This window comes from Oerskovia sp. NPDC057915 (assembly GCF_042887685.1).
GTDB lineage: Bacteria > Actinomycetota > Actinomycetes > Actinomycetales > Cellulomonadaceae > Oerskovia.
Map to the genome: position 1 here is coordinate 44,342 of NZ_JBHVOS010000018.1, position 20,710 is coordinate 65,051.

Here is a 20,710-nt window from a genome sequence, read left to right on the forward strand (position 1 = left end):
ATGCGGGTCATCGCGGTATTCCCCTCGGGTCACGGCCTCCCGTCGCGCGACCGCCAGGGCGGGACCGGGCACCCCGGTGGGGGTCGCTCGCCGTGCCTCCCCTGTGGACGAGGCACCGCGTCGCGAGGCCCCCGCTGGCATACTGGGCCGGGTTCGCACGGCGTCCCCCTCGTGGGCAGGGGCCGTGACCAGATCCCCAGCACGACCCGGGCACACGCGAAGGACCTCACCATGGCCACAGGTCACGGCAGCATCTCCACGACGGACCTGGACCGCGCGGGCCACCTGCTCAAGCGGGTCGAGCAGGTGTTCGACCAGCGCGTCGTCGGGCAGGAGGCCCTGCGCACGGCCCTGGTCAGCTCGCTCCTCGCGGGCGGCCACATCCTGCTGGAGTCCGTCCCGGGCCTCGCCAAGACGACGGCGGCCCAGACGTTGGCCGCGGCGGTCAACGGGTCGTTCCGTCGCATCCAGTGCACGCCGGACCTCATGCCGAACGACATCGTGGGCACCCAGATCTACAACTACGCGACCGGGTCCTTCACGACGCAGCTCGGGCCCGTGCACGCGAACCTCGTCCTGCTCGACGAGATCAACCGGTCGAGCGCCAAGACGCAGTCGGCGATGCTCGAGGCCATGCAGGAGAAGCAGACGTCGATCGGCGGCGCGAACTTCCCGCTGCCCTCGCCGTTCATGGTCCTGGCGACCCAGAACCCCATCGAGGAGGAGGGCACGTACGTGCTGCCCGAGGCCCAGATGGACCGGTTCCTCATGAAGGAGGTGCTGACGTACCCGGCCCCGCAGCAGGAGCTCGAGATCCTGGACCGGATCTCGACGGGCCGCATGTCGGCACCCATCACGGCCGAGCCGATCAGCATCGACGACGTGGTCTTCCTCCAGCGCCTGGTCGACGACGTGTACGTGGACGAGTCGATCAAGCGGTACATCGTCGACCTCATCAACACGACCCGTCTCTCGGGCCCGCGGCCGGTCCCGGGCCTCGACCGGCACGTGCGGGTCGGCGCGAGCCCGCGCGGCGGGATCGCGCTCATGCGGGTGGGCCAGGCCCTCGCGATCCAGGCCGGTCGCGCGTACGTCGTCCCGGACGACATCAAGGCGGTCCGCTACTCGGTCCTGCGCCACCGCCTGGTCCGCACGTTCGACGCGCTCGCGACCGACGTCGCGCCCGAGCAGCTCATCGACGCCGTGTTCGACGCGGTCCCGACCCCGTAGGGCACGGTCCCATGACAGACGTGTCGCGACTGGCCCAGGTGCGGGCCAGGCTCGAGCTCCCGCTGGCCCGGCGGGCCTCGGGGCTGCTCGAGGGGCGGCACCGCTCGGTCCTCAAGGGGCACGGGCAGGACTTCGACGACCTTCACCTGTACGCGCCGGGCGAGGACGTCGGCGACATCGACTGGAAGTCGAGCGCCCGCGCCGGCATCCCCGTGGTGCGCCGGTTCGTGCGCGAGTCCAACGTCAACCTCGTCCTGGTCGTGGACACGGGCCGCAACATGGGGGCGACGGCGGCGAGCGGGGAGCCCAAGGCCGACGTCGTGAGCTTCTGCTGCGCGCTCGTCGCGTACCTCGCGCGCGACCGCGGCGACCGGGTAGCGCTCGTCGCGGCCGACGCGGAGCGCGTGGTCCAGCTCCCGCCGCGGGCCAGCACGCGGGACCTCGAGCTCCTGCTCCGCACGGTCGAGGGACAGCTGGGCGTCGACGCGCCCGCGAGCGACCTGAACCGGGCTCTCGACCGGGCGCTCAACGCCTTCCGGCGCCGCTCGCTCATGGTCGTCGTGACCGACGAGGCCCGTCCGGGGCCTGAGCACGAGCGTCTGCTGCGGCGTCTGCGCGTGCGCCACGAGGTGATGGTCGTCGCGGTCGCGGACCTGTCGCCCGTCGGGGGCGGCGTCGTCCCCGGAGGACCACCGGAGGGTGCGGGGCACGGGACCGTGGCCGCCCCGGCGGGCCGGACCTCCCGGCGGGCGTCGCAGGTCGCGGACGTCGACGGCACGCTCGACCTGCCGCCGTTCCTACGTGGCCGCGTGGACGTCGCCGTGGGTGCGGAGCAGGCCGCGCGCGCACGGCGCGAGTCCGTCGTGGCGCTGCTGCGTTCGCTCGAGACGGAGGCTGTGAGCGTGTCCGGCACGCACGACGTCGTGCCTCGTTTCGTCGAGCTGCTGGGGAGGTCCAGGCGTGCCCGACGATGAGCTCTACGCCCCCGCCCTCTACAGCGGCTGGTGGGCGGCCCTCGGGGTGGTCCTCGTGCTGCTGGCCGTGGGCTGGGTCGTGCTCGCGCTCGTGTCGACGCGCGCGTCGGCACAGGAGAAGGCCTCCCGGTTCTCGCCGCCCGGGGCGGGGTCGGGACCCTTCGACCCGTACGCGGGGCTGCGGGGCGAGTTCGAGTCGCGCCTCGACGCGGTCGAGGCGACCTATCTCGCGGGCGGCCTCGACGAGCGCGGTCTGCACCTGGCGCTGTCCCGGGAGGTCCGCGGGTTCGCGTCGGGGCGCCTGGGCGTGGACGCCTCGGTGCTCACCCTCTCGGAGATCGAGCACATGACGGGCACGCAGCACCTGACCCGGCTCATCGCCCGGTACTACCACCCGTCGTTCGCGGAGGACGTCGTCGGTGCGCCGGCTCGTCCCGGCGCGCAGGACGGCACGCCCTCGGGCAGGGAGTCGATCGACCGCGCCCGCTCGGTGGTGAGGACGTGGTGACGCCGGGGCCGCAGGGCGCCTCGATCCTGTGGCCGTGGCTGCTCGCCGCGGTCGTGGTCCTCGTCCTGGCCGCGGGGGCGACGGCGTGGTGGCTGACGCGCCGGCGTCGGGCGCGGGCGGAGAAGGCGCGGCCCGACGACGTCACGTGGGTCGCGAACTCGTCGTACCTCGCGCAGGTCCCGGCCTTCGCGGCGTGGGTGCGCCGCTACCGGACGCTCCAGGTCGCGGGGCTCGTGGGGCTGCTCGTCGCGCTGGTCGGTGTCGGCGCGGTGGCTGCTCGGCCGGTCGAGACGGACCTCGTCGTGGACCGTCTGGGGACCCGCGACATCGTCCTGTGCCTCGACGTGTCGGGCTCGATGACGGCGTACGACGGCGAGATCCTCAAGGTCTACTCGGAGCTGGTGGACAGCTTCGAGGGCGAGCGCATCGCGCTGTCGATCTTCAACTCGACGTCGCGCACCGTGTTCCCGCTGACGGACGACTACACCCTGGTCCAGGAGGAGCTCGCCGCGGGGGTCGCGGCGTTCGACAAGGACCCCAGCACGCTCGACTTCAGCAGCGAGCGGGACCAGGAGGACGTCCTGGAGTTCCTCACGTACACCGCGGGGACCCTCGCGAACGAGTCCGCGGCGAGCCTCATCGGCGACGGGCTGGCGAACTGCGCGCTGCAGTTCGACGAGGAGGCGACCGACCGGTCGCGCTCGATCATCCTCGCGACCGACAACTACGTCGCGGGCGAGCCCATCTACACCCTCGAGGAGGCCTCGGCGCTCGTCGCGTCGCGCGACATCACGCTGCACGGCATCTACGGCGGCTCCGACCTCTACGCGGGCACCCCCGAGGAGACGCGGTACCGCGAGTTCGTCGAGGCCGGCGGCGGGCTGTACTTCCTCGCGGGCGACCCGCAGGCCGTCGAGGGCATGGTCGAGGACGTGGTCGCGCAGCAGGCCGTCGAGCTCGACGCGAGCCCCGAGGTCGTCGTGACGGACCTGCCCACGGTCTGGTTCCTCGTCGCGACCGCCGGTGCCGCCCTGCTCGTCGTCGTCGGCTGGAGGTTGCGCGAATGACCTTCCAGCCGTTGATCCCCCTGTGGGCGTGGGCCGTCGTGTTCGTCCCGCTGCTCGGGCTCGCAGGGTGGCAGCTCGTCGTCGCGCTCCGTGGTCCGTCGCGAGAGGCGGCCGGCACGCAGAGCGCACCCGTCGGACCGCGCGGCGCGTGGGTGCGGCGCACCGCGCTCGTCGCGGTCCTCGCCGTGATCGGGCTCGGGCCGTCGGTCCCCGTGACGGACCGGGACACGTCGGTCGCGAACGTGGACATGTTCTTCGTGGTCGACCGCACGGGTTCCATGGCGGCCGAGGACTTCGACGGCACGCAGGAGCGCCTCGTGGGCGTGCGGCACGACGTCGCGGGCCTCACGGCCGACGTCCCCGGGGCCCGCTACTCGATCATCTCGTTCGACTCCCAGGCCAGCCGTCAGGTGCCGCTCACGACCGACGCCCGGGCCGTCACGTCCTGGGCCGACACGTTCAGGCGCGAGATCACGCTCTACTCCAAGGGGTCGCTCACCGACCGACCTCTCGACGCGCTCCGCGCCGCGCTCGAGGGGGCCGCGACGGACCGCCCGGCCAACGTCCGCCTGGTGTTCTTCCTGTCCGACGGCGAGCAGACCGCGGACGGAGAGCCCAGGTCGTTCGAGGACCTCGCGCCTTTCGTCGACGGCGGCGCCGTCCTCGGCTACGGCACCCCGGAGGGCGGGCGCATGAAGGAGTACATGCCGGGCGAGGACCCGTCGACGGCCGAGTACCTGCGGGATCCGTCGCGCGCGACCCTCGACGACCCCGACGCGCCCGACGCACTGTCGGTGATCGACGAGGACAACCTGCGGGCGATCGCCACCCAGCTGGGGGTGCCGTACGTGCACCGCGAGACCACCGGCCCGACGGCGGAGCTCGTCGCGGGCGTCGACCCCCAGCAGGTCGCGGCGGACGGCAGGCGCCTCGTCACGGCCTACCGTCCGGTCGTGTGGCCGTTCGCCCTCGTGGGTGCGGTGCTGCTCGGGTTCGAGGCGTGGGCGGCAGGCCGGTCTGCGTCGCGTCGGGTGGGGGTCCGCGCATGAGCGGCGACGGCCGGCCCCCGGAGCCCCCTCAGCCCCCGCCGTCGTGGGGCGGCCCCGGCGTACCCGGCGACCGGCGACCGACGCACGGCGGCTCGCCGTTCCCGGCCCCCCGGCCCGGCTCGCTCTCGCCCCAGGGTGCGGCGCTGCGCAGGAGGCGGCTGCGTCGTCGGGCGCTGCTGCTCCTCCTGCCCCTCCCCCTGCTGGTCGCCGCGCTCGTGCTCGGAGCCAAGCTGGTCTTCCTGGCCGTGGTCGCGTCCTACGCGTCCGGACGCTACGACGCGGGCGACCACACGGATGCCGCCGCGACCTTCGGCCTCCAGAAGACGATGAACCTCGTCGACCCGTGGAAGGCGTGGTTCAACACCGGTACCGCGGCTCACCGCGCCGGAGACGACACGACCGCGATCTCCGACCTGCACCGCGCCTACGACCTCGCCGAGGACGAGGAACCCATGGTCCGCTGCCAGATCCAGGTCAACCTGTCGATCTCCTACGAGACCGCGGGCGACTACGAGACGGCCACGGGCGAGGACCTCCTGTCGCAGAAGGCCGCGCTCGAGCACGCTCTCGCGGCGCGGGACGCGGGCGAGGACTACGACCAGTTCGTCATCGACCCCTTCGGCACGGGCGAGGAGCTCGTCCCCCAGGACCTCCAGGACGAGGCCTCCCAGTGGTTCGCGTTCGCCGAACGCTCCTTCGCGACGGCCGAGCAGGTCCGCGGCTGGCCGGGCTGCGAGGAGCAGGCGCCCGAGGAGAAGGAGCAGAACGAGGCCTCCGTCCAGCGCCTGCAGGACAAGCAGCAGCGGGCGAAGGACGCGCAGCCGCAGCAGCAGCAGGACCCGCAGGATGGTTCTCAGGGCGAGGAGCCGCAGCCCGAGACCGACCAGAGCGAGCAGGAGCGCGCCGAGGCCGAACGGCAGGAGAAGCTCCAGCAGCAGAACTCCGAGGCCCGCGACGACGAGGACCAGAGCCGGCAGGAGTACCAGGAGTACTTCGGCGGGGAGGAACCGGCCGACGGCTCGGGCGACGGCGGCGGGTCCTCGAAGAACTGGTGAGCCCCGCGCCTGGCGCGCAGCACCTGGCGCGACCTCAGTCGTCGAGGCCCTCGACCAGCAGGGTCCTCGGCCCGGGTCCTTCCTCGGCGAGCACGTCTTGCGGGTTGGCCAGGACGCACTTGCGCAGGGAGAGGCACCCGCACCCGATGCAGTCGGTGAGGTGGTCGCGCAGGCGCACGAGCTGCTCGATCCGGGCATCGAGGTCGGCGTGCCACATCCGGGACAGGCGCCGCCAGTCCTTGGCGGTCGGGGGCCGGTCCTGAGGGAGCGTCGCGAGGGCCTCGCGGACCAGCGCGAGCGGGATCCCCACGCGCTGGGAGACACGGATGAACGAGACGCGTCGCAGGGTCTCGCGCGGGAAGCGGCGCTGGTTGCCCGGGGTGCGGCGGGCCGAGAGCAGCCCCTCCCGCTCGTAGAAGTGCAGGGCCGACACCGAGACGCCGCTGCGGCGCGAGAGCTCGCCGACCGTGAGCTCGTCGTCCGGGTGAGGCCCGTCGTCAGGCATGATTGCTCCAGGCATTCGTCGCTCCGTCCACCGTCGAGACGAGTCCGCTTGACCTCGACAATGGTTGAGGTTCGAGACTAGTCGAAGCGCTCGATCGAGCACATACCTTCCGCGCAGCCCCACGGGTCCGCGCCCACCCCTGCGAGGAATCATGGAACCATCACGCCCTGCGGCCCCCGACGCCGCGGTCGCCGCCGCGATCGGCGACGCCCCCGACCCCTCGCCCGCACCGACCGCGGCGGCCACTGCCGTCGAGGCTGTCGAGGCTGTCGAGGCTTCCGGCGCGACGCCCGCGGCCACCGTGGGCGCGGGCCTGTCCCCCGCGACCCAGCGCACCGTCCTCGTCGGCATGGTGGCCCTGGTCCTGCTCGGCGCCTTCGAGGCGCTCGCCGTGGCGACCGCGATGCACACGGTCGCGACGGCGCTCGACGGCATGGCGCTCTACGCCGTCGCGTTCGCGGGCTCGATCGCCGCGAGCGTCGTCGGCATGGTCGCCGCAGGCCGGTGGTGCGACCGCTTCGGACCGGGCCCGTCGCTGTGGGGCGGCGTGGGCATGTTCCTCGCGGGCCTGGTCGTCTCGGGGCTCGCACCGACCATGGAGGTCTTCGTCGCGGGGCGCGTCGTGCAGGGGCTCGGCACCGGGATGTACATCGTGGCCCTGTACGTGCTCGTCGCCCGCGTCTTCCCCGAGGCGCGGCGCCCGGCCGTGTTCGCGGCGTTCGCCGCGGCGTGGGTCGTACCCTCTCTCGTCGGTCCCGTGATCTCTGGGCTCATGGTCCAGCACCTCGGGTGGCGCTGGGTCTTCCTCGCGGTGCCCGTGCTCGCCGTCCCGGCCGTGCTCATGATGCGCCCGGGCCTGCGGGCCGTCGGCGCCGAGCGCCGCGAGGCCGCACCCGACACTGCCGGGAACGCGGCCCTGTGGTGGGCCGTCGCCGCCGCCCTGGGCATCGGGCTGCTGCACTTCGCCGGCCAGCAGGAGGGAGCGCGGCTGTACGTCCCGCTCTTCGTGGCGCTCGCGCTCGTCGTCGTCGCCGTCCCGCGGCTGCTCCCGCGCGGCACCGCCCGCGCCGCCCGGGGCCTCCCGTCGGTCATCGCGATCCGCGGGCTCGTCGCGGCGGCCTTCACCGGTACCGAGGTCCTTCTCCCCCTGCTCCTCCAGTCCGAGCGGGCCATGTCCCCGACCCTGGCAGGCGGCATCCTCACCTTCGGGGCGATCGGCTGGTCGGTCGGAGCATGGCTGCGCGGGAAGGCGCACTGGGGCTGGTCGCACGCACGGTTCGTGCTCGTCGGGTCGCTGCTCGTCGCGGGCGGGATCGCCGGCACGGTGCTGCTCGCCTGGTCCGCGGTGCCGCCGATCGTCGGCATGCTCGCCTGGACGTTCGCCGGCCTGGGCATGGGGCTGGTCCACCCGACGCTCTCGGTGCTCACGCTCGCGCTGTCCCCCGAGGACCAGCAGGGCGCGAACAGCTCGGCGCTCCAGGTGTCCGACGCGCTGTCCGCGGCGATCGCCCTCGCCGTGACGGGCTCGATGCTCGTGGTGCTGCGCGAGCCGCTGGGTCTCCTGGCCTACGTCGTGTGCTTCGGGGTCATGGTCGCGATCGCGCTGCTCGCGGCGTTCGTCTCGCCGCGGACCCGGGTACCTGCGTGAGCCCTCGCGTCAGCTGCCCGCGAGCGCCCTGACGCCCTCGGCGTAGCGGTCGAGCACGATCGCCGTCAGGCGGGCGTCGGGTGCGAGCGGGGCCGTGACGAGGTCGGCGCCGGTCTCGAGCAGCCGGTCGTGGAAGAAACCGGGAGCGAGCAGGTAGGCGGCGACGACCACGCGCGGAGCGGGTGCGTCCGTCCCGCCCGGGGCCGGAGCCGCGGCCACGAGCGCCTCGCGGGCCGCGGCCGGAGCCGCGGCCATGAGCGCCTCGCGGGCCGCCGCGACGGCGTCGCGCACCGAGGGGGTGGCCATAGCGCCGAACCCGACCGTGACGGGGCCGTCGTGGTGCGCACGCAGGAACTCGGCGACGGCCTCCACGTCGCGCGCGGCGCCGGCCTTGCTGGACCCGGCCGCAGCCAGGACCACGGCGTCGTGCGGTCGGACCCCGGCCTCGGCCAGGCGGTCGGCGAGGATCTCGGCGAGCCGCGGGTCGGGGCCGAGCGCGCGGGCAGCGGTCGCGGGTCCGTGCTGGGGGCCGCGGCCCTCGTGCGCGGGCGACACGGCCTCGGTGATGTCGACGTTCACGTGGAAGCCCGTCGACAGCAGCAGCGGCACGACGACGGCCGCCCCACCCTGCCCCTCGCCCGTGGCGGGCGGTGCGACGGCCTGCGTGACGACGTCGGCGACCTCGGGCTGCTGGACGTCGACGAACGCCTCGCGGACGTCGAGGTCGGCGCGGGTCGCGCGGACGTCGTCGAGGATCGCGCGGATCGCGGCCTGGCCGTCCGCGTTGTTCGTCCCGTGCGAGCAGCCGACGAGCACGGGCGAAGCGCCCCCGGCCGGACCGGCGGACGGCGCGCTCTCCTCGCTCGCGTCGGAGGGGAACCCCAGGATCTCCGTGCTCATGCCAGCTCCAGTCGATAGCCACGTTTGACGACGGTCTTGACGAGGGTGCGGTCGCCGACCGCCTCGCGCAACCGAGCGACCGCGACCTCGGCGGCGTGCGGGTCGCGCGAGTCGCCGGGCAGCGCCGCGAGGACCTGGTCCCGTGTCACGACGTCCCCCGCCCGGTCCCCCGCGCGCGCGGCCAGCAGGCGCAGGACCTCCAGGCCCGAGGGCGAGAGCGGCAGGACCCGGCCGTCGAGCACCGCGACGCGCGAGCGGATCTGCAGGTTGCCCGCGACCGTCACGAGAGCGAGCGTCTCGGCGTGCTCGTAGTGCCCGACGAGCGTGCGGACCAGCGCCCCGAGCCGGCCGCGGTCCGGCTGGAGCGTCGGGATGCCGCGGTGCGCGAGGGGGCGGGCCGTGATGGGGCCGACCGCCGCGGCGATCATGGCACCGCTCGCGAAGCGTGCGACGACGGCATCCCCGACGCCCTCGGACTCGGCCGCCGCGAGCCAGGCCTCGGCGCCCGGGGCCGACGTGAAGACGACCGCGTCGATCTCGCCCGCCGCCGCGGCACGGATCGACGCGCGCAGCGCCACCTCGTCGGGCGGCGGCCCCCAGCGGTACACGATGAGGCTCGCGACGTCGGCCCCCGCCTGAGCGAAGACCACGTCGAGGCCGTCCGCCCCCGCACCGTGGTGCTGCACCGCGATCCGCAGCCCGTCGACCCCTTCGCCGAGCAGCACGTCCGCGATCTCGCCCGACGTCTCCGACTCGGCGACCCAGTCGGCCTGGAGCCCCGCTGCCTGGATCGCGCCGCGCGCCTTGGGGCCGCGCGCGACCAGCCGGGCGCGGCTCATGACGTCCAGCAGCTCGTCGGCCAGGCCGTGCGCGTCGGCGGCCTCGATCCAGCCCCGGAACCCGATGCCCGTCGTGACGACCACGACGTCGGGCGGGTCCGCGATCAGGTCCCGCGTCCCCGCGAGCAGCGCCTCGTCGTCCTCGTTGGGCACCATGCTCAGGGCAGGCGCGTGCCGCACCTCGGCACCCCGGCGCGACAGTGCGGCGGCGAGCTCGGCCGAGCGACGGTCGGCCGTGACGAGGACCGTGCAGCCTGCCATGACCTGACCCAGCGCGGGCCGGTGCTCCACGGTGGGCTCGTCCGGCGTGACGTCCGTGACCCGACCCGTCACCGGGCGGGCTCCGGCACCAGGACGGACAGGGCGGGTTCCGGGACCAGGGCGTCCGGGACGAGCAGCCCCTCGGCCGCGACGTCTCCCACGACGACGACCGCGGGCGCACGGACCCCGACCTCGGCCGCGCGGCCGACGAGCGTCCCGAGCGTCGCGTGCGTGACCCGCTGGTGCTGCGTGGAACCGGACTCGATCACGGCGACGGGCGTGGCGGCGTCGGCCCCGGCGGTGACCGCCTGGTCCGTGATCTCGCTCAGCATCGACACTCCCATGAGGATCACCAGGGTAGCCGTGCGGTCGCGCACCGCGGTCAGCGCGACCACGCCCAGGGGCTCGTGACCGTTGACGACCAGGAACGCGCCGACCGTCCCACGGTGCGTGAGCGGGATGCCCGCGAGCGCCGGGACGGACAGGGCGCTGCTCACGCCGGGCACGACCTCGACCGGGACGCCCGCAGCCCGGCACGCGAGGACCTCCTCGCCGCCCCGCCCGTAGACGAACGGGTCGCCGCCCTTGAGGCGTACGACCCGTCGGCCGCGGCGGGCCTGCTCGACGACGATCGCGTTGATCTCGTGCTGCGGGACGGGGTGGTGGCCCGGCGACTTGCCGACGTCGATGATCTCGACCCCCGGTGGCAGGTCAGCGAGGACCTCGACGGGTCCGAGGCGGTCGGTCACGACGACGTCGGCGCTCGCGAGCGCGCGCCAGGCACGCAGCGTGAGAAGGTCCGCCGCGCCGGGCCCGCCGCCGACGAGCACGACCGACCCGCGGGTCCCGCCGGTGATGCCAGGCCCGCCGGTCCCGAGCATGCGGTTGTCGTCGGCCGAGCATGCGGTTGTCGTCCGATCCGGGCCGGATCCCGACGCCAACCGCATGCTCGGCACCGAGGGGGGCGTCACCGGGTCGGGCCGGGCCGCGTCGGGACCGGCGGCGTCGGGACGGGCGGCGTGGCGACGTGCACGACGCCGTCGCGCACCTCGACCGGCCACGTCACCAGGTCCGGGCCCGCCACGAGCACAGGGAGGAACCCGACCGGGTCGAGGCACTCCCCCGTCTCGAGCGCGAAGACCTGCTTGTACATCGGGGACGCGACCGTCGGCACCCCGCGACGGGTCCCGACGATGCCGCGCGACATCACGTTCGCGCCGCTGAACGGATCGAGCTGCTGGACCGCGAGCACGCGGTCGTCGGTCAGGCGGAAGAGCGCGACCTGGTTCCCGCCGACGAGCGCCGCGGCACCACGCTCGACCGCGAGGTCCGCGACCCCGCACACGGGCTGCCACACCGACCCGACCTCCGCGTCCTGCGCTGCGCCACCCGGCACGGCACCGGCCGGCCCCGGCCCGGCCGTCGTGCTCGTCGTTCCCACGGTCTGCGCGCTCATGCCCGTACCTCCAGCGTCGTCCCGGCGATCAGCACCGCTGCGCCCGCTCGCTCCGCGGTCGTCGCCGGACGCGGCTGCCCGCGCTCGGCCACGTACGCGAGGTCCGGGTCGGCCGTCGTGGGCGCGTTGACGAACGACCCGAACCGCCTGAGCTTCTCCGGATCCTCCAGGACCGCGCGCCACTCGTCCTCGTACGCGTCCACGTGGAGTGCCATCGCGGCGTCGAGGTCCGCCGCGATCCCCAACGAGTCGTCGAGGATCACGGCGCGGATCCCGTCCAGGCCGCCCTCGACCTCGTCGACCCACACCGACGTGCGCTGGAGCCGGTCGGCGGTGCGGACGTAGTACAGGAGGAAGCGGTCGATCGTCCGGATCAGTGTCTCGTCGTCGAGGTCCTCGGCGAGGAGCCGCGCGTGCCGGGGCGTGAAGCCGCCGTTGCCGCCCACGTACACGTTCCAGCCCTTGTCGGTCGCGATGACCCCGACGTCCTTGCCCCGCGCCTCGGCGCACTCGCGCGCGCAGCCCGAGACGCCGAGCTTGATCTTGTGCGGCGAGCGCAGGCCGCGGTAGCGCAGCTCGAGGCGCACGGCCATGCCCACCGAGTCCTGCACCCCGAAGCGGCACCACGTCGACCCGACGCACGACTTCACGGTCCGCAGCGACTTCCCGTACGCCTGCCCCGACTCCATGCCCGCGTCGACGAGGCGGCGCCAGATCAGCGGGAGCTGCTCGATCCGCGCCCCGAACATGTCGATCCGCTGGCCGCCCGTGATCTTGGTGTAGAGCCCGAAGTCCTTCGCGACCTGCCCGATCACGAGCAGCCCCTCGGGCGTGATCTCCCCGCCCGGGATGCGGGGGACCACCGAGTACGTGCCGTCCTTCTGCATGTTCGCCATGACGTGGTCGTTGGTGTCCTGGAGCGCGGCCTGCTCGCCCGTCAGGATGTGACCGTTGCCCAGCGAGGCCAGGATCGACGCCACGACCGGCTTGCAGATGTCGCACCCACGACCCGGGCCCGGGTGGGCCGGGTGGCCCGGGTGGCCCGCGTGTCCAGCGCCCGGGAGCCCCGCGCCCGGACGCCCGGCGGGGGCGACGCCGTCGGGCAGGGCGGGCGCGCCGGGCGTCCCGTCGGGGACGACCTCCGGGACGCGTCCGAACCGCGCGATGATCTCGCTGAACGTGTGCAGGTCCGCGACGCGGACCGCGTCGAAGAGCTGCGCGCGTGAGAGCTCGAAGTGCTCGCACAGCGCGTTCGAGACCTCGATGCCGGCCTTCTCGAGCTCGGTCGTCGTGATCTTCTTGACGAGCGGGAGGCACGAGCCACAGCTCGTGCCCGCCCGGGTGCAGGCCTTGACCGCGGCGACGTCGGTGCACGCGTGCTCGGTCACGGCCCCGCGGACCGTGCCTGCGGTGACGTTGTTGCACGAGCAGACCGTGGCGTCGTCGGGCAGCTCGAGCCCCGCCGCGCCGCCGCCCGCCGCGCCCTCGGGCAGGAGGAACGAGCCGGGGTCGCCCGGCAGCTCGCGCCCCAGCATGGGCCGCAGGGACGCGTAGGGCGACGCGTCGCCGACGAACACCCCACCCAGGAGCGTGCGTGCGTCGTCGGACAGGACGAGCTTCTTGTAGACGCCCGCGACCGGGTCCGCCCAGACGAGCTCCATGGCCCCCTCGGTGCGCGCGAACGCGTCGCCGAAGCTCGCGACGTCCACGCCGCGCAGCTTGAGCCTCGTCGCGGTGTCCGCGCCCGGGAACGTCGCCCCGCCACCGAGCAGGCGGTCCACGACGACCTCGGCCATCGCGTATCCCGGGGCCACGAGGCCCAGGCAGCGCCCCTCGATGCACGCGACCTCGCCGACCGCCCACACGTGCGGGTCCGGCGTGCGGCACGACAGGTCGACGACCGCTCCCCCGCGCTCGCCGACCGGCAGACCCGCCGCCCGGGCGAGCTCGTCGCGCGGCCGGACGCCCGTCGCCAGGACGACGACGTCGACGTCGAGCCGTCCGCCGTCGACGAAGTCGAGCCGCCCCACGTGCCCCGTCGCGCGGGCGGGGCGCATCTGCTGGGTCGCGGTGCTCACGCGCACCGCGATGCCCTTGTCGTTGATGAGGCGCCCGAGCGCCTGCCCGCCGCCCAGGTCGACCTGCGCGTCCATGAGGTGCGTGCCGAACTGGATCACGGTCGCCTGCGCACCGAGCGCCGTGAGGGCGCCCGCGGCCTCGAGCCCCAGGAGTCCCCCGCCGATGACCGCGCCGCGCACCGGGCGGTCGTACGACGCCCCCGAACGTTCCTCGCGCTTGGCCTCGACCCACCCGCGCAGCGCGGCGACGTCGTCGATCGTGCGGTACACGAACACGCCCGGGAGGTCGTTGCCCGGGATCGGGGGCCGTGCGGCGTCCGATCCCGTCGCGAGGACGAGCTCGTCGTACTCGTGGACCCGTCCCAGGCGGTCGGTGACCTGGCGGGCCTCACGGTCGATCGAGTCGACGCGGCAGTCGCGCACCAGGCGGACGAGCGGGTCGTTCCACAGCGCGGGGTCGCCGAGGTTCAGCTCCTCGGGGTCGCGCGCCGAGAAGTACGAGGTCAGCGCCACGCGGTCGTACGGGTAGCGGGGCTCCTCGGCGAAGACGGTGACCCGCCACTCGCCGGCGGTGTCACGGGCGCGCAACGCCTCGACGAGACGCTGGGCGACCATGCCGCCGCCGACGACCACGAGGTGACGGGGTGAGCTCGATGTTGCGGTCACGGGGGCTCCTGGGGGGTGCGGTCCGGGTGTCCGGGAAGCAGCTGCTGCCCCGACACTAGGGACGCGCCGTTTCGGCTCCGCTCCCGCCCCTTTGCCCCTCCGTAACGTTCTTCTCACGCGCGCCGGGGCCGGCACGTGAGAACGAGCCGCGCGGCCCGCGAGCGCCGCCCCAGGACCGGTCAGCGGGGAGCGCCGGCCGGTTCGGGGGCTGCGGGGCGCGCGGGCGTCGGCTCCTCCTGCTCCGGGTCGGACCTGCGGAGCCAGTCCGCGAGCCCGCACACGACGTCCTTGCACCCACCGCACCCGGTCGTCGCGCGGGTCGCGCGAGCGATGTCCGCGGTGCTGCGCGCACCCTCGCGCCAGCTCACGACGACGTCGCCCTTGGTCACGCCGTTGCAGCTGCACACCGTGGTCCGGTCGGGCATGCGCGTGGGGTCCGACGCCGGAGCCGCCGCCTGCGCGACCGGTCGCAGCAGGAGGTGGGCCGGGTCGGCTGGCACGGGGACCCGTCGCGTGTAGGTCGCGGCGAGGTCGGCGCCGACCTGCGCGGCACCGACGACGGTCGCCCCGACGAGGAACCCGCCCGCGACCACGATCTCGACGTGCCGCCCCGCGTCGGGATCGGTCAGGCGGAGCGTGCGGTGGGTGGGGTCGTGGGGACGTCGTGACCCGCAGACGCCCATCGCGACGACGTCGAGACCCGCGGCCTTGAGGCGCACGACGTCGGTGGGTGCGGGGGTCGGCACAGGTGGGGCGGGCGGCACGGGCGGCACGGATGGCGCGGGTGGCGCCCCTCCGACCGGCTCCTCGACCGTCCCGACCGCCGACGGCCTCGTCCCACGGTCGCGAGAGTCTTCCCGAGATGCGGCCAGCTGGGGTTCCTGGGCGGCGTCGACCCCAGTTGGCCGCATCTCGTGAGGGCGCTCGACGTCGAACGGACCCCACGCGCTCCGCTCGACGTCGAGCGCGATCCGCAGCGCCATGCTGGGCCGGTCCTCGTCGACGAACCGGACGCGGTGGTGCCCCCTCGGGGCGTCGGTCGCGGATCGCCCCCGGGCGGTCGCCGGTCCGGGTGCGTCGGACACCCGCAGCGCGAGCCGGGCCGCGAGCCGCCGCGACTGCTCCCACCCTTGCGCGATCAGCCCCGTCCCACCCTCGGGCGGCTGCGCGCAGTCGCCGATCGCGTGCACGTCCGGGTCGTCGGGGCTCGCCAGCCCCTGCCCGACGACGACGCCCCGGTCCACCGTCAGGCCGGCGGTCCGGGCGAGGGTCGCCTCGGGCACCGTCCCGCACGCGAGCACGAGCAGGTCGGCCGGGATCTCGTCGGCCGGGCCGGCCGCGTCCGCGGCAGCGTGCACCCCGGCGCTCCCCGCCCCGGGTGCGCCGGTCGCACGGGGTGAGCGTCCGCCGTCGGGCACGAGGACGAGTCCCGAGACCACCGCACCCCCCTCGCCGGCACGGCGCACCACGACCTCGCGCGTGCGCGTCCCGGTCCGCACCGTGATCCCGAGGTCCGTGAGCGTGCGCAGCGCGGCGAGGCCCGCGTCCGGGCCGAGCTGACGGTCCATGGGGCTCGCGCCGCCGTGCACCACGGTCACCGCGAGCCCGCGCCGGGCCAGGCCGCACGCGACCTCGAGCCCCAGGACCCCCGCCCCGATCACGACGGCGCGTCGCGCGTCGACGGTCGCGGCGACGATCTCGCGAGCGTCGTCGAGCGTGCGCAGGGCGTGCACCCCGGCGGGCAGCGAACCGCCCGGCCCCGCGCGCAGGCCCGGGACGTCCGGGACGCGCGCGGCCGAGCCCGTCGCGAGGACCACGGTGTCGTACGGGAACGCCCCGTCGCTCGTGAGGACGGTGCGTGAGGCGCGGTCGATCGCGATGGCGGGCGCACCGCGGTGGACGTCGACGCGCCCGTCGACCGCCGAGGGCAGGGTCAGCGCACCGATGTCGGCCCGGCCCGCGACGACCTCGCTCAGCAGGACCCGGTTGTACGGCTCGTACCCCTCGTCGCCGAGCACGGTGACGCGCAGTGGCCGGGCGCGGCGCTCGTGCTCCGGGCCGGCGGCGGCCAGGAGGTCGGCCACGAACCGCGACCCGACCATCCCGTCGCCCACGACGACGACCCGGAACGGGGTGTCAGGACCCGCGTGGCCAACGGCCCCCGCCGGTTCCGTCAGCCCGGCGACGTGGGTCATGCGACCACCTCCTCGGAGCGCTCACGGACCCGGTCGACGTCCGCTCCCGCGTCCGGCTCCGCACCCGGGTCCAGCTCCGCACCCGCGTCCAGCCCCGCAGCCGGGCCCGGCCCCGCTCCCGGGTCCGGTGCGACCGCGACCGCGCAGACCTTGAACTCGGGCATCCCGGAGACCGGGTCGGTCGCGTCGGTCGTGATGCGGTTGACGCTCCCGGCCCCGCTCCAGTGGAAGGGCATGAACACCGTGTCGGTCCGGATGCCGTCGCTCCACCGCGCGGGTGCCCGGACGTCGCCCCGGGCCGACGTGAGCCGTACGGGGTCGCCGTCGCGGATGCCCAGACGAAACCCGAGGATCGGGTGCATCTCGACGAACGGCCCGGGCACGATCCGGTCGAGGTCGGCGACGCGGCGCGTCTGCGCCCCCGACTGGTAGTGCTGCAGGACGCGACCGGTCACGAGGTAGACCGGGGCGTCGGGTCGCAGGTCGTCGCTGGGGCCGACGTGGTCGACCGCGACCATGCGTGCGCGCCCGTCGGGGGTGTGGAAGCGGTCGAGGAACAGTCGCGGGGTGCCGGGGTGCGCCCCTCCCCACCGGGGTTCCTCAGGACCCGTGTGCACCTGAGCCCTCGCTGGTTCCGACGGCTCGGTGGGCGGCGCGGGTTCTGCCCGCTCGGCGGGCGGCACCGCCGGCGCCGCAGGCACCGGCCAGAACAGCCCCGGCCCGCCCGCTGCCTCGTCGGCGTCGAGCCGCGCGTGGCTGAGGCCCGAGTAGTCCGCGACGCCGCCCGCCGAGGCCCGAGCCAGCTCGTCGAAGACCGCGGCAGGTTCGAGCGGGAACGACACGGTCGAGCCCAGGCGGCGCGCGAGCTCGGCGAAGACCCACAGCTCGGACCGCACACCCTCGGGTGGCGTCACGGCCTGCCGGCGGCGGATCACGCGTCCCTCGAGCGACGTCATGGTCCCCTCCTCCTCGGCCCACTGCGTCACGGGCAGCACCACATCGGCGCGCAGCGCGGTCTCGGACGGCACCAGGTCGCACACCACGAGGAGGTCCAGGGCGTCGAGGCGCTCCGCGACGCGCGTCGCGTCCGGGGCGCTGACGAGCACGTTCGACCCGTGCACGAGCAGCGCTCGCGGCCCGCCCGGCATCCCGAGCGAGCGCAGCAGCTCGACCGCGGGCCTGCCCGGCCCGGGCAGCGAGTCCGGGTCCACGCCCCACACCGCGGCGACGTGGGCGCGCGCGGCCGGGTCGCCGATCGCACGGTAGCCCGGGAGCTGGTCGGCCTTCTGCCCGTGCTCACGCCCGCCCTGCCCGTTGCCCTGCCCGGTGATCGCGCCGTACCCGGACCCGGCCCGGCCGGGCAGACCGAGGGCGAGCGCGAGGTTGATCGCCGCGGTGACGGTCGCGGTCCCCTGGGTCGACTGCTCGACGCCCCGGCCCGTGAGGACGTACGCCCCGCGCCCGCCGTGCGAGGGCGAGGCTGCCGCGAGCAGGCGCGCGACGCGGCGCAGGTCGTCGGCCCCGATCCCGCACACGGTCTCGGCACGCTCGGGCCACCAGGCCGCGACCGCGCGCCGCACGTCCTCGACCCCGGACACGCGCTCGGCGAGGTGGTCGTCGTCCGCGAGGCCCTCGGACCACACGACGTGCAGGAGCGCGAGCAGCACCACGAGGTCGGTGCCTGGCACGGGCTGCAGGTGGACGCCCTGAGAAGGGCCCTCGGGCGGGCCGGTGAGCGCGGCCGTCGCGGTGCGCCGCGGGTCGACGACGACGAGCCCGCCGCGCGAGCGCACGCCCGCGAGGTGCTGCACCGAGGGCGGCATGGTCTCGGCCAGGTTGGAGCCGAGCAGGAGCACCGCGTCGGCGCCCGCGAGGTCGGCGAGCGGGAACGGCAGGCCGCGGTCGGCACCGAACGCCCGGTTCGCCCCGGCGGCTGCGCTCGCCATGCAGAAGCGCCCGTTGTAGTCGATGTTCGCCGTGCGCAGCACCGTCCGGGCGAGCTTGCCCAGCGCGTACGCCTTCTCGTTGGTGAGTCCCCCGCCGCCGAAGACCGCGACCGCGTCGCGACCGGACTCCGCCTGGATCGTCGTGATCCCGTCGACGACCCGGTCGAGCGCCTCGTCCCACGTCACGGGCCGCAGCCCACCGCGCGTCACGACGCCCTGCGCGTCGACCGTGCGGTCGCGCACGAGCGGGACCGTGAGCCGGTCGCTCGCCGTGAGCAGGCTCGCGCTGGTCCAGCCCTTCTGGCACAGCCCGCCCTTGTTGGTGGGGAACTCGCGCGGTGCGACGACCACGGGGGGTGAGGCTCCGCCGTCGGGCATGCGGGCCTGCGCGGGCGTGAGCGTCATGCCGCACTGGAGCGCGCAGTAGGGGCAATGGGTGTCGCTGCCCGACGGCGCCGCTCGCCCGGGGAGGGCGGCGCCGGCCGGGTCGTGGGCAGGCAGGGCCGCGCGCGCCACTCAGACCCCTGCCGCGGCCAGCGACGCACCCCGGCGCTGGTAGACGGCCCAGGTCACGACGGCCATGACGGCGTACACGCCGATGAAGATCCACAGCGCCGGGACGAGCGACCCGGCGAGGTCGTTCGAGACCGCGAACCCGCGCGGGATGAGGAAACCGCCGAACGCCCCGACGGCCCCCGCGATACCGATGCAGCCCGCAGCCGCCTTGCGGACCCGGAGGCGGTGGGCGGCGCGCTCGTCGTCGGGCAGGCCCTGCGCGGTGGCCTCCCCCGACGCCGCGAAGACCGCGGGGATCATGCGGTAGGTCGCGCCGTTGCCGATGCCCGTCGCGACGAACAGCAGCAGGAACGAGCCGAAGAACGGTCCGAACGAGTGCGACTCGAGCGCCTGGATCGCACCGAACGCGCCGCCTGCCATGACGGCGAACGCCGCGATCGTCACGCGGGCTCCGCCGACCCTGTCGGCGACGATCCCGCCGAGAGGTCGGGACACCGAGCCCACGAGCGCACCGAGGAACGCGATCGAGAGCGTGACCTCGGGGAACTGGTTCTTGAGCAGCGTCGGGAACGCGCCCGAGTAGCCGATGAACGACCCGAACGTCCCGATGTAGAGGAACGAGATGATCCACGTGTGCCGGTTGCGGGTCGCCGCGGCGAACGAGCGCACGTCGGCCCTGGCGTGCGACAGGTTGTCCATGAAGCGCCACGCGAGGAACGCCGCGAGCAGGACGAACGGGATCATCATGAGCCCCGCACGCTCCAGGGCGATCCCCGCCCCCGTCACGATCACGAGCGGCACCGCGAGCTGGACCGCGGCGGTCCCGAGGTTGCCGCCCGCGGCGTTGAGCCCGAGCGCCTTGCCCTTCTCCTTCTCGGGGTAGAAGAACGAGATGTTGGCCATGGAGGACGCGAAGTTGCCGCCGCCGACGCCCGCGAGGGCCGCGACGAGCAGCATCACGCCGAACGGCGTCCCCGGGTCCTGCACGACGACCGCGAGCGAGACCGTGGGCACCAGGAGCAGGAGCGCGGACACGATCGTCCAGTTGCGTCCCCCGAACATCGGCACCGCGAACGTGTACGGGATGCGCAGGGTCGCGCCCACGAGGCTCGGGACGGCGATGAGCCAGAACTGCTGGTCCACGGTGAAGGCGAAGCCGGCCGCGCCGAGCTGCGGGACCACGATCGACCACAGGGCCCAGACCGCGAACCCGAGGAACTCGGCGAAGACCGAGATCCACAGGTTGCGGGTGGCGACCGTGCGCCCGCCGTCACGCCAGAAGGTCGGGTCCTCGGGGTCCCAGTGCTCGATCCAGCGCCCGCGACGGCGGGAGGGAGCCGCTGCGGTTGCCGGGGCCGCTGCCGGAGCCGGGGCCGCTGCGGAGGCCTGGGCCGGCGAAGGCGACGACGGCGGCGCGAGCGTGGTGGTCGTGACCTGCGGGGTGGGGCCTGCGGGGACGGACATGGCGCCTCCTGGTGGGACCGGGGTGGACGTCCCGTCGAGCGACGCCCGACCGGTACCGACGACCGTAGGAAGCGCGTGTTTCTGCCGGGCGCGGCGCCCGTTTCCCGTCCGTAAGGGTTTGCGCACACAGCGGCCGGCCTGGCTGTGAGAGCCGACCCCGCACCTGGCTCAGGAAGCACAGTGACCAAACCGTCAGGTGAGATCTGGGCGGTCCGGCGTTTCATCCTGCCCGAGCCCGACCACGCCGGACTAGACTCGCGCCAGCCCCTTCAACAGTGGTCGGACCGGGCGCGCCCCGGCCGCTGCACGAAGAGGCGCACCGCCGGGCCTACGTCCAGAGGTTGAGATTCGAG

The 20,710-nt window shown here is 74.6% G+C and carries 16 protein-coding genes; 7 read left to right on the forward strand and 9 right to left on the reverse strand.

Annotated features, from left to right (window positions below):
* Positions 1-231 precede the first annotated feature (231 nt).
* From ACFVQ3_RS13170 to ACFVQ3_RS13195, 6 genes are read left to right on the forward strand one after another with little or no spacing between them, the layout of a single operon-like run.
* Positions 232-1,230 carry an AAA family ATPase gene (locus ACFVQ3_RS13170; RefSeq protein WP_387639677.1) on the forward strand — a complete coding sequence of 333 codons (999 nt, stop codon included), beginning with the start codon at positions 232-234 and terminating at the stop codon, positions 1,228-1,230.
* An 11-nt stretch (positions 1,231-1,241) separates the two neighbouring features.
* Positions 1,242-2,204, forward strand: coding sequence for a DUF58 domain-containing protein (locus tag ACFVQ3_RS13175; RefSeq protein WP_387639679.1), 963 nt, complete (start codon positions 1,242-1,244; stop codon positions 2,202-2,204).
* The gene (locus ACFVQ3_RS13180; RefSeq protein WP_387639682.1) at positions 2,191-2,712 is read left to right on the forward strand and encodes a hypothetical protein; all 522 of its coding nucleotides are present in this window, start codon (positions 2,191-2,193) and stop codon (positions 2,710-2,712) included. The genes ACFVQ3_RS13175 and ACFVQ3_RS13180 overlap by 14 nt, the downstream gene beginning before the upstream one ends.
* A complete protein-coding gene (locus tag ACFVQ3_RS13185; protein ID WP_387639684.1) occupies positions 2,706-3,779 on the forward strand; it encodes a hypothetical protein in 1,074 nt (357 codons plus the stop codon). The genes ACFVQ3_RS13180 and ACFVQ3_RS13185 overlap by 7 nt, the downstream gene beginning before the upstream one ends.
* A complete protein-coding gene (locus ACFVQ3_RS13190; protein WP_387639687.1) occupies positions 3,776-4,828 on the forward strand; it encodes a VWA domain-containing protein in 1,053 nt (350 codons plus the stop codon). The genes ACFVQ3_RS13185 and ACFVQ3_RS13190 overlap by 4 nt, the downstream gene beginning before the upstream one ends.
* The gene (locus ACFVQ3_RS13195) at positions 4,825-5,883 is read left to right on the forward strand and encodes a hypothetical protein (protein WP_387639689.1); all 1,059 of its coding nucleotides are present in this window, start codon (positions 4,825-4,827) and stop codon (positions 5,881-5,883) included. Before ACFVQ3_RS13190 ends, ACFVQ3_RS13195 begins: the two co-directional genes overlap by 4 nt.
* 34 nt (positions 5,884-5,917) lie before the next feature.
* Here ACFVQ3_RS13195 and soxR read toward each other — a convergent pair whose 3' ends face one another.
* Positions 5,918-6,388: a redox-sensitive transcriptional activator SoxR gene (soxR, locus tag ACFVQ3_RS13200; RefSeq protein ID WP_387639692.1), complete on the reverse strand. Its 471-nt coding sequence runs from the start codon at positions 6,386-6,388 to the stop codon at positions 5,918-5,920.
* 151 nt (positions 6,389-6,539) lie between these two features.
* On the opposite strand from soxR, the gene ACFVQ3_RS13205 reads away from it, so the two are divergent.
* Complete coding sequence (locus ACFVQ3_RS13205) at positions 6,540-8,036, forward strand: MFS transporter (protein ID WP_387639694.1); 1,497 nt, start codon at positions 6,540-6,542, stop codon at positions 8,034-8,036.
* 9 nt (positions 8,037-8,045) lie between these two features.
* Here the strand turns inward: ACFVQ3_RS13205 and ACFVQ3_RS13210 are convergent, their stop codons facing one another.
* From ACFVQ3_RS13210 to ACFVQ3_RS13245, 8 genes are all read right to left on the reverse strand, one after another.
* Positions 8,046-8,936, reverse strand: a complete 891-nt coding sequence (locus ACFVQ3_RS13210) for a sirohydrochlorin chelatase (RefSeq protein ID WP_387639697.1) — start codon at positions 8,934-8,936, stop codon at positions 8,046-8,048.
* Positions 8,933-10,036, reverse strand: a complete 1,104-nt coding sequence (locus ACFVQ3_RS13215) for a uroporphyrinogen-III synthase (protein ID WP_387639804.1) — start codon at positions 10,034-10,036, stop codon at positions 8,933-8,935. The genes ACFVQ3_RS13210 and ACFVQ3_RS13215 overlap by 4 nt, the downstream gene beginning before the upstream one ends.
* A gap of 68 nt (positions 10,037-10,104) precedes the next feature.
* A complete protein-coding gene (cobA, locus tag ACFVQ3_RS13220) occupies positions 10,105-10,917 on the reverse strand; it encodes a uroporphyrinogen-III C-methyltransferase (RefSeq protein WP_387639699.1) in 813 nt (270 codons plus the stop codon).
* Positions 10,918-11,003: 86 nt separating this feature from the next.
* The gene (gene nirD / locus ACFVQ3_RS13225) at positions 11,004-11,492 is read right to left on the reverse strand and encodes a nitrite reductase small subunit NirD (protein WP_387639702.1); all 489 of its coding nucleotides are present in this window, start codon (positions 11,490-11,492) and stop codon (positions 11,004-11,006) included.
* The gene (locus ACFVQ3_RS13230; protein ID WP_387639705.1) at positions 11,489-14,236 is read right to left on the reverse strand and encodes an FAD-dependent oxidoreductase; all 2,748 of its coding nucleotides are present in this window, start codon (positions 14,234-14,236) and stop codon (positions 11,489-11,491) included. Before ACFVQ3_RS13230 ends, nirD begins: the two co-directional genes overlap by 4 nt.
* Positions 14,237-14,415: 179 nt before the next feature.
* The gene (locus tag ACFVQ3_RS13235) at positions 14,416-16,431 is read right to left on the reverse strand and encodes an FAD-dependent oxidoreductase (RefSeq protein WP_387639708.1); all 2,016 of its coding nucleotides are present in this window, start codon (positions 16,429-16,431) and stop codon (positions 14,416-14,418) included.
* Positions 16,428-18,782, reverse strand: a complete 2,355-nt coding sequence (locus ACFVQ3_RS13240) for a molybdopterin oxidoreductase family protein (protein ID WP_387639711.1) — start codon at positions 18,780-18,782, stop codon at positions 16,428-16,430. The genes ACFVQ3_RS13235 and ACFVQ3_RS13240 overlap by 4 nt, the downstream gene beginning before the upstream one ends.
* Positions 18,783-18,893: 111 nt before the next feature.
* Positions 18,894-20,357, reverse strand: a complete 1,464-nt coding sequence (locus tag ACFVQ3_RS13245) for an MFS transporter (RefSeq protein ID WP_387639713.1) — start codon at positions 20,355-20,357, stop codon at positions 18,894-18,896.
* Positions 20,358-20,710 lie beyond the last annotated feature (353 nt).